The sequence below is a fragment of the Nocardiopsis ganjiahuensis DSM 45031 genome, from assembly GCF_000341085.1.
GTDB lineage: Bacteria > Actinomycetota > Actinomycetes > Streptosporangiales > Streptosporangiaceae > Nocardiopsis > Nocardiopsis ganjiahuensis.
This window is the reverse complement of the sequence record NZ_ANBA01000017.1, coordinates 319,721-335,783: the sequence shown is the minus strand read 5'-3', so window position 1 is coordinate 335,783 and position 16,063 is coordinate 319,721. Positions and strand designations below refer to the sequence as shown.

Below are 16,063 nucleotides of genomic sequence, written 5' to 3'. Positions count from 1 at the left end.
TCTGTGCCCGCCTCACCCCGTATTCGAGAGGCGCGCACGGTTCATGGGTGCGGTCGCCCGGCCGGTGCTCCGGATCGGCGCACCGGCTCAGTGCACCGGCTGGGCGACCGCCTTCGGCGCCGGGATCACGGCGCTGGGCGCCTCGGACAGAAGCGACCCCAGGACCTCGGTGAGCCGGTCCAGGTGGGCGCGGATCCACGGCAGGGCCAGGGGGTCCCCGGCGGCCAGAGCCGCGTAGCGCCTCTCCTCGGAGTCCCCGTAGAGGAGGCTGGTAGCCACGCGCATCCGCAGGGCGGTGGAGCTCTCGCCGAACTCCGCGGCGGGCAGGACGCCCATGCCGTAGCGCTCCAGGAGGAGGCCGGTCAGCTCCGGCCCGGTGGTCACACCGTGCAGGGCGGACAGCCGCTCGCGGACCGGCTCGAAGTCCGGGTAGAGGTAGAACGCGGCGCGCGGGTCGGCGACGGTGGCCCCGGACCGGGTGAAGACGTCGGCGACGGCGCGGGCCACGGTGCCGTGCAGGCGGCGGCTGCGGTCGATGTGGTCGCGGAGCTCGGCGGGCTCGGTGAAGGCGTACGCGGCCGCCTGCTGGACCGGGGCGGCCGGGCTGGACCAGATCTCGCTGGCCACGCCGAGCAGGCCGCCGCGCAGGCGTCGGCCGATCTCGGAGTCGGGCAGGCGCAGGACGCCGATCCGCCAGCCGCCCAGCGCCAGGTTCTTGCTCAGGCCGGTGGAGATGACGGTGCGCTCGGGGGCGTACTCGGCGGGACTGTGGACGACGGCGCGGTCGTCGCCGCGGGCGTCGACGTGGACGAGGTCGCGGTAGATCTCGTCGGAGATGATGATCAGGTCGAGCTCGCGGGCGACCTCGGCCACGCGGCGGACGGTCTCGGCGTCGGCGACGGTCCCGGTCGGGTTGTCCGGGACGGTGACCACCACGGCGTTGACGGTGCGGCCCTGCTCGCGGGCGTCGGTGACGGCGGCGTGCAGCAGGTCGGGCTGGGGTACGCCGCCCTGGCCGGTGGCGGTCGGCACCATGACGGGACGCTGTCCCACGAGGCGGCTCTGCGCGGCGTAGCTGACCCAGCTGGGCGCGGCGATGGCGGTGTCCCCGCCGATCTCGAGAAGAAGGCTGTACAGAAGGGGCTTGCTGCCGGGTCCCGCGATGACCGTGTCGGGGTCGGTGGGCAGACCGCGGCGGCCCCAGTATCCGGCGGCGGCCTCACGGAGGGCGCCCGAACCGGCGACGGGCCCGTAGGCGTTGGCGCCGTTGCCCGCCGTGAGCTGGTCCCGCATGACCGGGTGCACCGGCAGACCGGCCTCACCGAACCCGAGCGGAAGCACACGCACCCCCTGGCGGCGCTTGTCGTTGAGAGCTTCGTTGACGGCAAGGGTGGCGGACACAGTGACGGTCATGGATGACTCATCTCCGGCTGATCGTTCGGCGCTGGCCACCGGTGGAGCCGGGGCGTTCGCCCAGCTGGTGGCCTTTCGACCTTCAGCCTGCCCAGAATCAGTCATCAGTACAAGCGAGTCTTTTCGATGCTGAGCGTAAGATATCCTTATGCTCGATCTTCGACGCCTCCAGCTGCTCCGCGAGTTCAGTGCCCGCGGCACCATCGCAGCGACCGCGAACGCCCTCGGTTACACGCCTTCGGCGGTCTCCCAGCAACTGGCCACACTCGAACGGGAGACGGGGGTCGCGCTCCTGGACCGGTCCCCCCGGGGCGCCGAGCTGACCGATGCCGGACAGCTGCTGGTGAACCAGGCCGAGGAGATCCTGGCCCTGGTGGAGGCGGCCGAATCGGTTCTCGCCGAGCAGTCGGACATCGCCCTCGGCGTCGTGACCGTCACGGCCTTCCCGACCGCCGCGGTGGCCTTCGCCCCTCTGCTGGCCCCGCCCCTGCGCAGGCACGAGGGCATGCAGCTGGTGCTGCGGCAGACCCTGCTGGCGACCGGCACCCAGAAGGTGCGTTCACGCGAGGTGGACATCGCGCTGGTCGACGACTGGACCGGCCAGCACCCGGGCCGGGGTCCGGACAGCGGCCTGCGCCACGTGCACCTGCTGCGGGACCCCATGGTGCTGGTCGTCCCCCAGGGCCACCGGCTGGCCGATCCGGAGGTGCCGCTGGTACTGGACCGGATGCTGAGGGAATCGTGGATCGTCGCACCGGAGGGCGAGCGCTCGCGCTACGGCACGGACAAGCTGTTCGCCGAGGTGGGAGGGCTGCCCGCCGCCGCCTGGGAGTTCGAGGGGCTGGGCACGATCCTGAGCCTGGTGTCACGGGGCATCGGGATCGCGGCGGTCCCGGCCCTGGCCATGGTGGGCGCCCCGGCCGGGCTGGTGTACCGGCCGCTGCCCTCCTCGCCCGAGCGGCACGTGTACGCGGTGCTGCGTCCGGCCTCACTGCGGCGCCCGGCGGTGCAGGTGACGCTGTCGGCACTGCGCGAGGCCGCCCGCCGGGTGGAGGAGGAGCTGAGCCCGATCGCCCCCCGGGTCCAGGGGCCGCGGTAGGGGAACAGCGGAAGGTGGCCCGACCCCTGCCGGGGCGGACCACCTTCCGTCGATCTCTCGGTCGTGTCCGGTGTCCTTGTGCGGCAGCCGGTCACGTGTCGTTTCTCCGTCGGCGCGCCTTGTCGATCTTGCGGCGGAGCTTGCGACAGACGTGGCGAGCTCGGTCGCGGTCGTCGCGGGCGTTCCACCAGCGCGCGTAGGCTTCCAGTCTTCTTTTGCGCAGGGACTCGAGCTCGGCCTCCATCCGGGTCACCCGGTGCTCCAGGTCGATGCGTTCCCGTTCGAACGACGACATGTCACGCTCGTGGAACCCCGCCTCACGTTCGGCACTGACCAGCCGATCCGTGAGACCCTCGGTGACGTTTCCGCCCCGGGCGATCCGGCCGATGCCGGCTTGTCCGCTGATGCCTTCGAACCACACAGTCTCTGGTCTTTCCCGAAGCAGCCCAACATCACCGATCGCTACGCAAAGAATACGGAAAGTGGCAAAAAGGGACTTTTAGCCATAAGCCCCCTGGACGCCCGGAGAGACCTAGGCGACCATGACCCGCTCGGCCTCGGGCCGCACCCGGCCGCGCCCGCGCCCCATGACCCGGGTGTAGACCGCCTCGAACCGCTCCAGCGACCGGTGGTGGTCGTGCTCCAGGGCGAGCTCCCGGCTCGCCCGCCCCAACGCGGCCCGCTCCCGGTCCGGGCCCAGCACCGCGAGCAGGCGGTCGGCCATGAGCACCGAACTCCCCGCCGGGAACAGGAAGCCGTTGCGCCCCTCCGCCACCAGGTGCGGGAGCGCCATCGCGTCGGCCGCCACCACCGGCAGCCCCGTGGACATCGCCTCCAGCGTGGCGATGCTCTGGAGCTCGGCGACGCCCGCGATCGCGAAGGCGTCGGCGGCCGCGTACACCAGCGGCAGGTCCTCGTCGGGCACGAACCCCAGGAAGAACACCCGGTCGGCCACGCCCAGCTCGGCGGCGAGCGCGCGCAGCTCCCCCTCGCGCTGCCCGGTCCCGGCCAGCGCCAGTTGCGCGTCCCGTTCGGGGACGATCCGCGCCAGCGCCCGGATCGTGACGTCGATCCGCTTCTCCTCGTCCAGCCGGCCCACGAAGACCAGGGTGTCCCGCTCGGGCAGCCCGAACCTGGCCCGTGCGGCCGCGCGGTCCCGTGCCCGGGGGTAGAAGCGCTCCAGGTCGATGCCGCACGAGATCGCCTCGATCTCGCGGGCGAACCCCTGGTCCCGCAGGAGTTCGGCGGCGCGCGGGGTCGGTGTGGTCACGTGGTCGGCCTCGGCGGCCACCCGGATCATGTCCCGCCATGCCAGCGAACCCGCCGCACGCTGCATCGAACGCGGCACCCGGGCGTGCGCGTACAGGTTGTCCGGCATGAAGTGGTTGGTCAACACGACGGGGATCCCCGCGGTCCTGGCTCTGCGCAGGGCCGACCTGCTGAGGGTGAAGTGGCTCTGGGTGTGGACGACGTCCGGGTCCAGGCGCCGCACGAGCCGGGCGATGTGCCCGCCCATGCCCAGGGGCAGCGCCGCCCGCATGCTCGGTTGGAAGGGGATCGGGGCCGACCGCAGACGGTGCTCGGTGACCCGGCCGCCCGCCGTCACATACGGATCGCCCTGCTCCGAGGGGCACACCACGTGCACCCGGTGCCCGCGCTCGGCCAGCCCCTCCGCCAGGCGGTGGGTGAAGTAGCCCGCCCCGTTGACGTCGGGCGGGTAGGTGTCCGAGGCGATCAGGACGCTCAGCGAGCGGTTCGGCTGTGCCATCTGGGAACTCCTTTGTTCGGTGGGCCCGTGCCCGGCGGCCCCGGCCCCGTGGACGGGCGGGCCTGGCCGGTACGAACAGGTCGGGCCGGTACGGATGGGTTCCGGCACCGGACGATCAGGGCGTGCGGCCTCTGGAGGTGACGGTGGCCGCGGAGCCGCCGGCGGCCTCGGGGTTGCGGTGCCGCGACCTGGCGAGGGCGACCGTGCCCGCTGTGGCCAGGAGAGCGAAGAGGGCGGCGCCGACCTGCTCGATCGGGGTGTCCGGGACCCCCTCGCCGAGCAGGAGGGCACCGATCCCCACCCCGACCACCGGGTCGGCGATCAGCAGGGTCGCGTAGGCGGCGGCGAAGTGGCCCGTGCGGTAGGCGTTCTGGAGCAGCAGGGCGCCGAAGAGCGCGGTGGCCCCGGCCAGGACGGTCAGCCAGCTGAAGAGGCGGACCGGGTCCTCGAGGGCGTTCGAGGTGATCACGCGCGCCAGCCCCGACGTCGTCCCGAGCGCCGCACCGCCCGCTGCGGCGAGCAGGAGGGCCCGTATCCCGCTGGGCATCCAGTGCGCCGTCAGGTACACCGCGGCCCCGGCCGCGACCACCCCGCCGGACAGCCACAGCGCCGTCCCCGTGGACATGACGGGGGTGTCCGTGCCGTGCGGGAAGGTCGTCAGGACCCCGGCCAGGCCGATCATCACGGCGATCCCGGCCATGATCTGCGAGATCCGGACCCGCTGCCGGTTGAACAGGGCGGACAGCACGATCGCGAACAGCAGCCCGGTGACACCGATCGGCTGGATGACGGTCAGCGGGGCCCCGCTGAGGGCGATCAGGTGGAGGCTTGCCCCCAGCACGGCCGCGCCGGTCCCCAAGAGCCAGCGGGGCTGGCGCAGCAGGTGCACGAGGAAGCCCGCCCGCGCCACCTGCCGCCCGGGGGCGCGCACCGCGTCGCGCTCCTGCAGGGCCGACCCGAGTGCCAGGGTGAAGGCGCCCGCCACAGCCAGGAGGACGGACCACAGCATCAGAGGACACGCCCCGTTCCAGCCGAAACGCTCTCCCGTGAACCCCGCATCGCCGTATCCCCTGACACTCGGTCCTCATCCGCGTTCAACCAGCAACCGGACATGGCCAAAACAGTACGGACAGGCAGTGCGCCGCGGCGATAACGCCACCCCCCGTCTTCCTGTAGTGGTGTCCCCCTTCCCGGAGGTAGGGACACCCCACCGCGGACGGCACCGCACCACCCGGTTTCGGCACCGCCGGAATCGGTCCTCTGTCCCTACGTCTGCCGCAAAAGCCGATGCGCTAAGAGCCTTCGCGGGTCAAAAGTGGGTATCGGGTGGAACCGAATGAGGAGCCCGCCAAGACCGATTGGCCCTCGGGCCTGTGCCTCTGTCCACAGACATGGCACCATGTCCGATATTGGTCTAGACCGGATAGGAGCAGTACCCCCGTGCCTGACACCTCCCTCCCCCTCGCCCTCCTCCCCCGCCCCCGCGAGGTGGCGGTCCACGGAGAAGGCGGTCTCACCCTGACCGCCGCCACCCGCGTCTCCGCCGACCGCGAGGCACAGGGCACCCTCTCCTGGCTGCAGCGCGAACTCGGCGCGGCCACCGGCCTGCCCCTGGCCGCCGGCGACGAGGAGGTCGCCCAGATCCGCCTGAGCGTCGACCCCGGAGCCGGACTCGGCCGGGAGGGCTACCGTCTGATCATCGACTCCGAAGGCGCGATCGTGGTCGGCAACGAGCCCGCCGGCCTCTTCTACGGGGTACAGACCCTCCGGCAGCTGCTGCCCGCCGACGCCTACCGCTCCTCCCCCCTGGGCGGCGCCGAGTGGCGCCTGCCCGCGGTCAGCATCACCGACGCCCCGCGTTTCCGATGGCGCGGCGCCATGCTGGACATCGCCCGCCACTTCCAGCCCAAACGCGAGATCCTGCGCTTCATCGACCTCCTCGCGCTGCACAAGCTCAACGTGCTGCACCTGCACCTGACCGACGACCAGGGCTGGCGGATCGAGATCCGCCGCTACCCGAGACTCACCGAAGCCGCCTCCTGGCGCACCGAGAGCCAGGTGGGGGCCTCGAAGCCGCCCGTGTTCGACGGCCGCCCGCACGGCGGTTTCCTCACCCAGGACGACATCCGCGAGATCGTGGCCTACGCCGACGCCCGGCACGTCGCGGTGGTCCCGGAGATCGACGTCCCCGGCCACTCCCAGGCGGCCATCCACGCCTACCCCGAACTCGGCGAGGTCGGTGAGATCCCGGTCGGTACCCAGTGGGGCGTCTTCGAGGAGGTCCTCGCGGTCACCGACAACGTCCTGGAGTTCTACAAGAACGTCTTCGACGAACTGATCGAGCTGTTCCCCAGCACGTACATCCACGTGGGCGGCGACGAGTGCCCCAAGACCCAGTGGAGGAACAGCGCCTCCGCCCAGCAGCGCATCCGGGACGAAGGACTCGCCGACGAGGACGAGCTCCAGAGCTGGTTCATCCGCCAACTCGACGAGCACATCACCGAGCGCGGCCGCCGCCTGCTCGGCTGGGACGAGATCCTGGAGGGAGGGCTCGCCCCGGGCGCCACGGTCATGTCCTGGCGCGGCGAGGAGGGCGGGATCGCGGCCGCCCGCGCCGGCCACGACGTCGTCATGGCCCCCACCGCCACCTCCTACCTGGACTACAAGCAGTCCGACAGCCCGGACGAGCCGGTCCCGGTGGGCACGCTCCTGAGGGTCGAGGACGTGTACGGGGGTGAGCCGATCCCCGCCGACCTCACCGAGGAGGAGGCCCGGCACGTCCTCGGTGCCCAGGTCAACCTGTGGAGCGAGCACGTCGACACCCCGCGCCGGCTGGACTACATGGTCTTCCCGCGCCTGACCGCCTTCGCCGAGAAGGCCTGGTCCGAGGGCGAGCGCGACTACGCGGAGTTCGAACCGCGCCTGAGGCAGCACCTGGAGCGCCTGGACGCCGCGGGCGTGGAGTACCGCCCCCTGGAGGGCCCCCGCCCCTGGCACACCAGGCCGGGGGTCCACGGCTGGGGTCACCACCCGGGCGAGGAGGCCCCGGAGCAGGGGCACGCCACGGGGTAGCGGAGCCCGGCCTCGGACGGTGACGAGGAAGCGGCGGCCCCGCCCACGGCATCCGTAGGGGCGGAGCGGTCCTCTTCCCGGCGTTCGCCTCTCAGCGTTTGAGCTCGCGGAACCCCGGGACGCCCGACACCAGGAGGACGCCCTCCCACAGGCGGAGGGCGTCCTCCTGCTCCAGGGGTGCGTCCACCACGGGGCCGAAGAAGGCGCGCCGGGGCCCGCAGTGATCGTCCACCGCGAGGACCGGGGTGCCGACCTCCCCCTCCACCAAGGCCATCGCCTGCTCGTGGGAGGCCCGCAGCGCGGGATCGTACTCGGCGCCCTGACCCGCTTCGGTCAGGTTCTCGGGCAGCCCGGCCCGGGCCAGCGCCCGGCTCAGGTCGTCGAGCCAATCCAGGGTGCTCCCGTCCTCGGCGGTCCACAGGGCGTGGTGGAACCGCCCCAGGGCCTCGTGGCCGAACTGTGTCTGCACCGCCGCGCAGACACGGGCCGGGAACCACAGGTAGCCGGACTCGTCCCCTTCCGGGTCGACCTCCCTGTCCTCGTTGAGGACGGACAGGCTCATGACGCGCCAGCGGACGTCCACCGGCCGGTGTTCGGCGACGGTGCGGATCCAGCGCGCGGTGATCCAGGTCAGCGGGCAGGAGGGGTCCAGCCAGAAGTCGACCGTCCGGTGTCGTTCCACCATGTGTTCCCTTGTGTCAGAAGTACGCCTGCGTCAGAAGTACGTCGCGATCGCCTCGACCACGCGGTATCCGTCGTCCACGACCGGGATGACCTGCCAGCGGTCGAAGGCCGTGCACGGGTGGGAGATCCCGAAGGAGAGCAGGTCGCCCGGGCGCACGACCAGCCCTTCGGGGATGTTCAGGTAGGCGTGGTGGTCGTTGAGGCCGGTGACCTCGACACCCTCCGCCGGGACCACGGTTCCGTCGGTCCTGCGCAGCACTCGCGGAATCGGGAACCCCTGGTCGTGGTTGGCCTCGCGGCGGCCCATCGCGGCGATGGCCAGCCCCTTCTCCGGGGTGGAGGTGACCTGCGCCCACAGTTCGAGGGCCCCGGACAGCGCGTCGCCACCCCCGGGCATCCGGTTGTAGGGGGTGGTCCGCCGGTAGAGGCCGTCGTCGTGGGCGACGTAGGCGCCGCTGCGCAGGATCGGCAGCACGTCCTCCCGGCCGCCGACGGCCTCCGCGACGACGTCGAACCACGCGCTGCCGCCCACCGACAGCACCGGGCGCTCCAACCCGTGCTCGGCGGCCAGGGCGGCGGCGTCGCCGAGGAGGTCGTCGAGGAAGCCCCGAACCCCTTCGGCATCGCTGAGCGAGCCCTCGTAGCCGGCCACGCCCGCCAGTTCCAGGCCGGGCGCGCGCACGACCTCACGGGCCACCTCGAGGACCCGCTCCCGGGTACGGCAACCGGTCCGGCCGCCGGGGGTCCCGCGTTCCACCATCACCCGGAGCGGTCGGCCGCCGTCGCGCCCGACCGCCTGCGACGCCGTGGCGACCCCCTCGAGGGAGTCCGCGTAGAACAGGAAGTCGAAGTCCGGATCGGCGTCGAGTTCGGCCGCGACCCAGCGCAGGACCCCGGGGTCGAGGAGTTCGTTGGCCAGCAGGATGCGGTTCACTCCGAACCGCCGGAAGGCGAGGACCTGGTTGGCGGTGGCCGCGGTGATCCCCCAGGCGCCCGCGTCGAGCTGGCGTTGGGTGAGCACCGGCGACATGGCGGTCTTGCCGTGCGGCGCGAACAGGAGCCGGTGGTGTTCGGTGAAGCCGGCGAGCGCGGCGATGTTGCGCTCCAGCGCGGAGGCGCGCAGCACCATCAGCGGCCAGGTGAACGGCCCCGTGAACAGGTCGTCCCCACGGGAGCCGAGGGCGTCGAGGGTGATGGGCTCCCCCGGCCACCACAGACCCTTGGTCCGCCAGTCGACGTGTTCCCGGGGGATGGAAAGCCGGTCGCTCACGTGGTCTCCGCTTCCTGGTCGGACCCGGTCCGGGGGCCGCCTGCCGCCGGGTGGGTTTCGGGGCGCTTCGCCACCGATCATCCCATCGGGGGCGCTCGAGGGCACCCGTCCAGGGGCGGGAGTCGCGTGCGTGCCGCCGGCCGGGTCCGCCCCACGGGCGGTCCCGGCCGGCGGGCGGATCCGGCCGTCCCGGTCGCGGGCCCTAGTTGAGCACCGGTTCGTCGGCCTGTTCCGCTGTCTGTTCCGCTGCCTGTTCCTCGGTGTGGCCGCGGGCCGCGGCCGAGGTCCCGGCCAGGAAGTCGTCGATGGCCTGCCGCCCCACGTCCGGGAAGTCCGTGATGAAGCCGTCCGTGCCCATCTCCAGCACCCGGCCCATCACCGCGGGGTCGTTGATCGTGTACGGCATGATCTCCATGCCCGCGTCGTGCACTTCACCGACGTAGTCGGCGTCGATGGTGGTGTGGTTGGGGTTGATCATGTGCGCCCAGTCGTACTGGTCGATCTCGTCCTCCGGAACGCGGCCGAGCAGGGCGTGCGGCACCGAGGGCAGGAGCTCCTTCGAGACCCGGGTCGAATCCCAGTCGAAGCTCTGCACCACGATCCGGTGGGGCTCGCCGGGCGCGTTGGGGACCAGCCACTGCGGGCGTCTGGCGAGTTCGACGGCGATCTGGTGCTCGATGCCCGGATAGAGCTCGGGTTCCTTGACCTCCAGGAGGAGGTTCATGCCGTGGGCGTGGAGGCGGTCCAGGGCCTCGCTCAGAAGCGGGACGGGCTCACCGGCGAACTCCTCGTCGAAGAACGAGCCGGCGTCGAGCCGACGGATCTCCGCGAGGGAGAAGTCGGCGACGTCGTAGGGGGCGCGGCCGGGGAAGACCTCGGCGACGTCGGTGGTGCGGTCGAGCCGGGTGTCGTGCATGAGGACGAGGCGGTCGTCCGAGGTGAGCTGGACGTCCAGCTCCACCGTCTCCGCGCCGAGCCGGTACGCCTCGTCGATGGCGGCGAGGGTGTTCTCGGGTGCGTATCCGGAGGCGCCCCGGTGGGCGACCGCGATGAGGGGACGGGACTGCGAAGGCTGCTGGGGCGGAAGGGCGCCGGCTCTGAGGCTCACCCTTTCCGCGCCGCTCTCCGCCGTACTGCCGGAGGTGGTGTCCGGGGCGGGCCCCGGCGGTCCGGGTGCCGCCGGGGCGGCCCCGAGGTCCGGGGCGGCGAGCGCGGGGCTCGTGACGACGGCGAACGCGAGTGATACGGCTCCGACTGCGAATCCGATGCGGTGGTGCACCGGGCCTCCCAAGTGCGCGTGGACTGGCCGACTGCTACCTCAGGGTGAGTTCGTATGGTGACCGCACGGTGACAGTGTGCGGAGCAGCCGGTGATCCGCCGCCCATCTTCTGGTGGCTTCGAACCCCATCGACAAATCTCACCCTATGTGTGCGGTTGACAACTTCATGTCCTATTTTTGACTGGATGCTCCCTCGATAATTACCCCTAGTGCTGCGACCATCACTATTAGTAGTCGATGGGAAGGAACACTCATGCGCAAGCACCACACGAGGTGGGTCGCGCTCTTCAGTGCCGCCGCGATCTCCACGACGGGGCTGGTCGGCCTCGCCGGGCCCGCGGCCGCGGACGACAAGGACACGAAGGCGTTCAGCTGGCCGGTGGTACGTCAGGGGGTGTCGACGTACAGCGTCGACGGCTACGAGATCGCCTACCTGCCCGCCGGCCTGGAGCGTTACGGCATCAACGCCTCGTCCACGACGGACCGCCAGGGGAACAGCCAGTCCCAGCTCTCGTGGGTGCAGGGCCCCGACCAGCTGTACGGCCGGGTGGCCGTGCTCCGCTCGGAACGGCTCCAGGACCTGGACGACCTGCGCGAGGGGCGTTACAGCCACCTCGCGGAAAGCTCCCTGGAGGAGTTGGAGGCCGGTGAGGCCTTCGAGCACGGCGCGTACCTGTCCGAGGAGACCGGCGATCTCTTCTGGCTGGAAAGGCCGGGCGTAGCGGTAGCCACCCATCTTCAGCCCGAGCGCTGGGAGGGCGGCGAACTGCTGAAGTTCGCCGAGGCCGTCACCGCGGAGGCCGTCGAGACCGAGGCGGCGGCCGAGGAGACCGAGGCAGCGGCCGGAGAGGCCGAGCCCGAGGCCGAAGCCGAGGAGCCCGCGGAGAGCGACCCGGCCGAGGCGGAGGAGACCGAGGCGGAGGAGGCCGCCGCCGAGGCGGACGCCGGAGAGGCCGAGGCCGACACCGGCGCGGAGGAGGCCGAGGAGAGCGACCCGGCCGAAGCCCCGGAGGTCCCGGAGACCCCGGAGGCGCCGGAGGCCCCCGCGGCCCCGGCTGACGAGGCCGCCGGCGAGGAGGGCACCGAAGGGGTCGTCGAGGAGGTCGTCGACGAAGCCGTGGAGGAGCCCGCCGATCTGGTCGAGGAGGTCCCCGTCGAGGAGGAGACCACGGACGAGGCTCCGGTGGAAGAGGCTCCTGTCGAGGAGATCCCCGTGGACGAGGAGGTCGTCGACGGCGAGGAGGTCGACGAGATCACCCCGGTCGAGGGTGTGGAAGAGATCGACGAGGCCACCCCGGTCGAGGACGTGGAGGAGGTCGTTCCCCCGGTGGAGGCCGACCTTCCCGACAACGTCTCCTCGCGCGAGGTCAAGACCTGCCTGACCGAGCACTTCGTCGACTTCGGCTCCGGGCGGACCGACCTCGACCCGTCGCAGATGACCAAGAGCAGCGGAACGTTGGTCGAGAAGGCGCTGAACCGGGACGACCTCGACGACGCCGAGCGCGACCGCCTGCTGGCGACGGTCTGGTACTACGGCTACGAGAACGACAAGGTGGCCGCCACCAACGACTGCGCCCGCCAGTTCGGCATCGAACGCAGTGAGGTCGAGGACGTGCTCGCCGAGGTCGCCGACCTGATCGGGCAGCTCGTCCAGGAGGCCAACGAGAGCGTGTCCCAGACGATGGACGAGGTCGAGAAGGCGACCGGCGAGGTCACGGACCCGGTGGACGCCGAGGAGTGGGCCGAACTGTGGGAGTCCCTTCCGTGGTCCCTCCCCGAGGAGACCTCCTGAGCCGGTGACCCACTGACACGGCGTCCGTCTGACACACGGCGCGCCTTCGGACGGCACACGAACGAGGCCCGGCCGTGACCGCACCCCGGTCACGGCCGGGCCTCCTGCGTGTCCCCTTCCCCCGCCCGTCGGCTCCTCCCCGACAGCACAGGTGACCGAAGGCCCGAATCACCCGAACACCCCACATCAGGGTCAAGTGATGCGGTACCGTCGCCCTCGTTCGGCCGATGTCCGACGAGGACCGGCCGGCGCCCCGTCCTCCACCCTCGGAGCGACACCCCGCACCGGCGGCGACCCCGCCGTACCCCCACCCCCAGGAGGACAGCGCCCATGCCCGGCTTCACCACCCGACCCCAACTACGCGGCGACTTCGGCATGGTCGCCTCCACCCACTGGTTGGCCAGCGCCACCGGGATGTCCGTCCTGGAGCGCGGCGGCAACGCCTTCGACGCGGCCGTCGCGGCGGGTTTCACCCTCCAGGTGGTCGAACCGCACCTCAACGGACCCGGCGGTGAGGTCCCCGTCGTCTTCCAGGCCCGGGGTGGGTCCCCGCGCGTGCTGTGCGGGCAGGGGGTCTCCCCCGCCGCGGCCACCGTCGAGGCCTTCGAGAGCCGGGGCCTGGACCGCGTCCCCGGCAGCGGTGTCCTCGCCGCGACCGTCCCCGGCGCCTTCGACGCCTGGATGCTGCTCCTGCGCGACCACGGCACCATGTCCGTTCGCGAGGTCCTCGACCACGCCATCGGACTGGCCGAGCGCGGTTACCCCGTACTGGACCGGATCGCGGCCGCGGTCGAGGCGCTCCGCCCGGTGTTCTCCCAGCACTGGGCGGGTTCGGCCGCCGTCTACCTGCCGCACGGCACCGCCCCCGCCGCCGGGTCCCGGCTGCGCAACCCCGTGCTCGCCGCGACCTACCGCCGCATCGTCACCGAGGCCGAGGCCGCGGGCGGCGACCGCGAGGCGCAGATCGAGGCGGCCCGCCGTTCATGGTCCCAGGGCTTCGTGGCCGAGGCCGTCGGCGCCTTCCTCGCCGAGCCCGTGCCCAACGGCCTCGGCCAGCCCCAGCAGGCTCTGCTGACCGCCCAGGACATGGCGGACTGGAGCGCCACCTACGAGGACACCGTCAGCACCCCCTACGGTTCCCACACCGTGCACAAGACCGGCCCCTGGGGTCAGGGTCCCGTGATGCTCCAGCAGCTCCGCATGGCCGAGGCCCACGGGGTCGGCACGGACGTGCGCGAGGGTGTGAGCGCGGACTTCGTGCACTGGAGCACCGAGATCACCAAGCTCGCCTTCGCCGACCGGGAGGGCTGGTACGGCGACCCGGACTTCACCGACGTCCCGCTCAAGGAGCTGCTCGGCGCCGGCTACGCCGCCGAGCGCGTCCGGGGGATCAACGGCGACCGCGCCTCCCTGGAGCTGCGTCCCGGCGCCCCTGGTGGCCGTGTGCCCTTCGAGCCTCCGCTGTACCTGCCCGGGGAGACGCCCGGCGACCGCACCACCGGCGAACCCACCGTCCGCAACGCCTCCGGACAGGCCCCCGCCGGGACCGCCGGAGACACCGGTGTCCAGCCAACCGATTTGAGAGGAGACACCGGTGTCCAGCCAACCGATTTGAGAGGAGACACCTGCCACGTGGACGTGGTGGACTCCGACGGCAACATGGTGTCGGCGACGCCCAGCGGCGGCTGGCTCAGCAGTTCACCGGTCATCCCCGGACTCGGTTTCCCCCTGGGCAGCCGGGCGCAGATGTTCTGGCTCGACCCGGCCTCGCCCAACGCGCTCTCCCCGCGCCGCCGCCCCCGCACCACCCTGTCCCCCACACTGGTGACCCGTGAGGACGGCGAGGCGGTCCTGGCCATCGGCACCCCCGGCGGCGACCAGCAGGACCAGTGGACCACCACCGCCCTGCTCCGCGTCCTCAACGGGGTGGACGACCTCCAGGAGGCCCTGGACACCCCCATGTTCCACACCAACGCCTTCCCCAGCTCCTTCCACCCCCGGGAGACCCTCCCGGGTGACCTGGTCGTCGAGCCGGGCGTGGGCGAGGAGGTCGTCGGGGAACTGACCCGCCGCGGCCACCGGGTCCAGGTCGCGCAGGAGTGGTCCCTGGGCCGCCTGGCCGCCGTCGCCCGGGACCCGGAGAGCGGCGAGCTGCGTGCCGCCGCGGACGCCCGGGGCGCCCAGGGGTACGCGGCCGGACGCTGACCTGGAGGAAGACGAAAACGCACGGAAGTCCCCTCTTGCTGGACAGGAGGGGACTTTGTGGTGGCCTGCGGGTACTTGCACGGCTTGAGCCGGGCTCTTGCCAAATCGGCCGGTCACTGCTTATGTAGACCCTGTGCGACGGGGCGCTCGACCCGAGAGCCGAGCCCGTCTCCGTCACAACTCCATACCACCCAAAGGGTCGACCACCGCTGTCTCCCCCTCCCTCAGCGGCGGCCCTGTCCCCCCTCCTACCGAGACCTGCCTTCCCCTCCCGGCGGTTTTTCGGACAAGGAGAAAGAGAAGGGTCGTGGTGTCTCCTCCCCGGTGACGCCACGACCCTTCTTTGTCGTCTCCACCGCCCGAAGCACCGTCCTGCCCGACAGGACACGGAGCAGGGCCGCGGCGTTCTCGATGCGATGCGGGGCGCAGCGGCTGCGGACCGAGCACGGGCCGAGCACCGGCCAGTCGCAGGGGCCGAAACCAAGTCATCCGAGCAGTGATCGGAGCTTAGAGCCGATGAACCGAGGCGCCCGTCCCGAAGAGCCGCCGACCGAGGTCCTGGACGACGTGGCAGGCGTGGTCGGGGCGGAGGTCGCTCTTCTCAGCCGCCTGTCCGGAGGCGTCAACGGGGGTGCCATGCGCGTCCGGTTGGCCGGAGGAGCAGAGGCAGTGCTCAAAGCGGTGCCCCGGGCGCACTCCGGCCACCTGGACGAGACGTTGCGAGCCCGGAGAGTGGTCGAGCACATGCGCAGGCGCGGCTATCCCACCCCGGCCTGGCTCGGAGTGGGGGCCACAGCCACTCATGTATGGCACCTGACGGACTTCGTCGACGCGGCTCCCGCACCAGAGCTGACCCCGCCCCTCGTCGAGCAGCTGATGGAGATCATCGAACTCCAGGCCGGCCAAGCCTCCGAGCCCTACGACCACTGGTCGTACGCCTGGCGGGTCGCCACCGGTCAGGAATCGGCTGTCGCCGGGCCGGATTTCGACGAGACGCCGGAGCAGTCCTTTCTCCGCAGTTCCGTGGCCGGGCTCCCGGGGTATTCCTCCGCCGTGTCGGCCTTGGTCGAGCGCCTGCGGCTCGTGTGCGCCGACGTCCCACCGCCACGAGAGGCACCCGACATGGTCCATGCCGACCTCTCGACCCCCAGCAATGTCCTGGTCCGTGACGGAGCGGTGGTGGCGGTGGTGGACATCGGGAACGCGGGCAGCGGCACGCGGGCCACTGATCTCACCGCCCTCGTGTGGTACACCTTCCAGGATCCGCTGCTGGACGGTGTCCGGAGGCGGCTGTGGACGAGAATCCTCGACCTGGTCGGCTGGGAGGGGGCGGCGGTGCTCGCAGCGACACACACCCTCCACATGCTCGAGATCCCCATCCGTCACGGGCGCCACGATGTCGTTCCAGGAGTGGTCGGGCTCGGCCATCGCGCCCTCGACGAGCTGAACGCGCTTCGCTGACCGTCACCGGTGGAGACGGC

At 71.8% G+C, this 16,063-nt stretch carries 12 protein-coding genes; 5 read left to right on the top strand and 7 right to left on the bottom strand.

Translation table 11 applies throughout. The features are described from left to right. Positions 1–87: 87 nt before the first annotated feature. A complete protein-coding gene (locus D458_RS0124605; protein ID WP_017589385.1) occupies positions 88–1,413 on the bottom strand; it encodes a pyridoxal phosphate-dependent aminotransferase in 1,326 nt (441 codons plus the stop codon). Positions 1,414–1,561: 148 nt separating this feature from the next. Here D458_RS0124605 and D458_RS0124600 point away from each other — a divergent pair, with 148 nt between their 5' ends. Then, positions 1,562–2,512, top strand: a complete 951-nt coding sequence (locus D458_RS0124600) for a LysR family transcriptional regulator (RefSeq protein WP_017589384.1) — start codon at positions 1,562–1,564, stop codon at positions 2,510–2,512. 91 nt (positions 2,513–2,603) lie between these two features. On the opposite strand, the gene D458_RS0124595 is transcribed toward D458_RS0124600, so the two are convergent. The 3 genes from D458_RS0124595 to D458_RS0124585 all read right to left on the bottom strand — a co-directional run bounded on the left by D458_RS0124595 (position 2,604) and on the right by D458_RS0124585 (position 5,289). After that, a complete protein-coding gene (locus D458_RS0124595; protein ID WP_017589383.1) occupies positions 2,604–2,933 on the bottom strand; it encodes a hypothetical protein in 330 nt (109 codons plus the stop codon). Between the two features lie 111 nt (positions 2,934–3,044). Then, a complete protein-coding gene (locus tag D458_RS0124590; protein ID WP_017589382.1) occupies positions 3,045–4,280 on the bottom strand; it encodes a glycosyltransferase in 1,236 nt (411 codons plus the stop codon). Positions 4,281–4,395: 115 nt separating this feature from the next. After that, complete coding sequence (locus tag D458_RS0124585; RefSeq protein WP_017589381.1) at positions 4,396–5,289, bottom strand: DMT family transporter; 894 nt, start codon at positions 5,287–5,289, stop codon at positions 4,396–4,398. A 431-nt stretch (positions 5,290–5,720) separates the two neighbouring features. On the opposite strand from D458_RS0124585, the gene D458_RS0124580 reads away from it, so the two are divergent. After that, a complete protein-coding gene (locus tag D458_RS0124580; RefSeq protein WP_017589380.1) occupies positions 5,721–7,352 on the top strand; it encodes a beta-N-acetylhexosaminidase in 1,632 nt (543 codons plus the stop codon). Between the two features lie 91 nt (positions 7,353–7,443). Here D458_RS0124580 and D458_RS0124575 read toward each other — a convergent pair whose 3' ends face one another. From D458_RS0124575 to D458_RS34135, 3 genes are all read right to left on the bottom strand, one after another. After that, positions 7,444–8,037, bottom strand: a complete 594-nt coding sequence (locus D458_RS0124575) for a mycothiol-dependent nitroreductase Rv2466c family protein (RefSeq protein WP_017589379.1) — start codon at positions 8,035–8,037, stop codon at positions 7,444–7,446. Between the two features lie 30 nt (positions 8,038–8,067). Then, positions 8,068–9,306: an alanine racemase gene (locus D458_RS0124570; RefSeq protein ID WP_017589378.1), complete on the bottom strand. Its 1,239-nt coding sequence runs from the start codon at positions 9,304–9,306 to the stop codon at positions 8,068–8,070. Between the two features lie 202 nt (positions 9,307–9,508). Then, the gene (locus D458_RS34135) at positions 9,509–10,585 is read right to left on the bottom strand and encodes a glycerophosphodiester phosphodiesterase (RefSeq protein WP_017589377.1); all 1,077 of its coding nucleotides are present in this window, start codon (positions 10,583–10,585) and stop codon (positions 9,509–9,511) included. A 253-nt stretch (positions 10,586–10,838) separates the two neighbouring features. Here D458_RS34135 and D458_RS0124560 point away from each other — a divergent pair, with 253 nt between their 5' ends. The 3 genes from D458_RS0124560 (at position 10,839) to D458_RS0124550 (ending at position 16,043) form a co-directional block, all read left to right on the top strand. Beyond that, the gene (locus tag D458_RS0124560) at positions 10,839–12,377 is read left to right on the top strand and encodes a hypothetical protein (RefSeq protein ID WP_017589376.1); all 1,539 of its coding nucleotides are present in this window, start codon (positions 10,839–10,841) and stop codon (positions 12,375–12,377) included. Positions 12,378–12,707: 330 nt separating this feature from the next. Continuing rightward, entirely contained in the window at positions 12,708–14,582 is a 1,875-nt protein-coding gene (locus D458_RS0124555; protein WP_017589375.1) for a gamma-glutamyltransferase family protein, read from the top strand. A 516-nt stretch (positions 14,583–15,098) separates the two neighbouring features. After that, positions 15,099–16,043, top strand: a complete 945-nt coding sequence (locus D458_RS0124550; RefSeq protein WP_017589374.1) for a phosphotransferase family protein — start codon at positions 15,099–15,101, stop codon at positions 16,041–16,043. The last annotated feature ends 20 nt before the right edge of the window (positions 16,044–16,063 follow it).

Coding starts and splice junctions, on each gene's coding strand:
- D458_RS0124600 (WP_017589384.1), top strand. CDS start 1,562: ATGCTCGATCTTCGACGCCTCCAGCTGCTCCGCGAGTTCAGTGCCCGC.
- D458_RS0124575 (WP_017589379.1), bottom strand. CDS start 8,037: ATGGTGGAACGACACCGGACGGTCGACTTCTGGCTGGACCCCTCCTGC.
- D458_RS0124560 (WP_017589376.1), top strand. CDS start 10,839: ATGCGCAAGCACCACACGAGGTGGGTCGCGCTCTTCAGTGCCGCCGCG.
- D458_RS0124590 (WP_017589382.1), bottom strand. CDS start 4,280: ATGGCACAGCCGAACCGCTCGCTGAGCGTCCTGATCGCCTCGGACACC.
- D458_RS0124605 (WP_017589385.1), bottom strand. CDS start 1,413: ATGACCGTCACTGTGTCCGCCACCCTTGCCGTCAACGAAGCTCTCAAC.
- D458_RS0124555 (WP_017589375.1), top strand. CDS start 12,708: ATGCCCGGCTTCACCACCCGACCCCAACTACGCGGCGACTTCGGCATG.
- D458_RS0124550 (WP_017589374.1), top strand. CDS start 15,099: ATGAACCGAGGCGCCCGTCCCGAAGAGCCGCCGACCGAGGTCCTGGAC.
- D458_RS0124585 (WP_017589381.1), bottom strand. CDS start 5,289: ATGCTGTGGTCCGTCCTCCTGGCTGTGGCGGGCGCCTTCACCCTGGCA.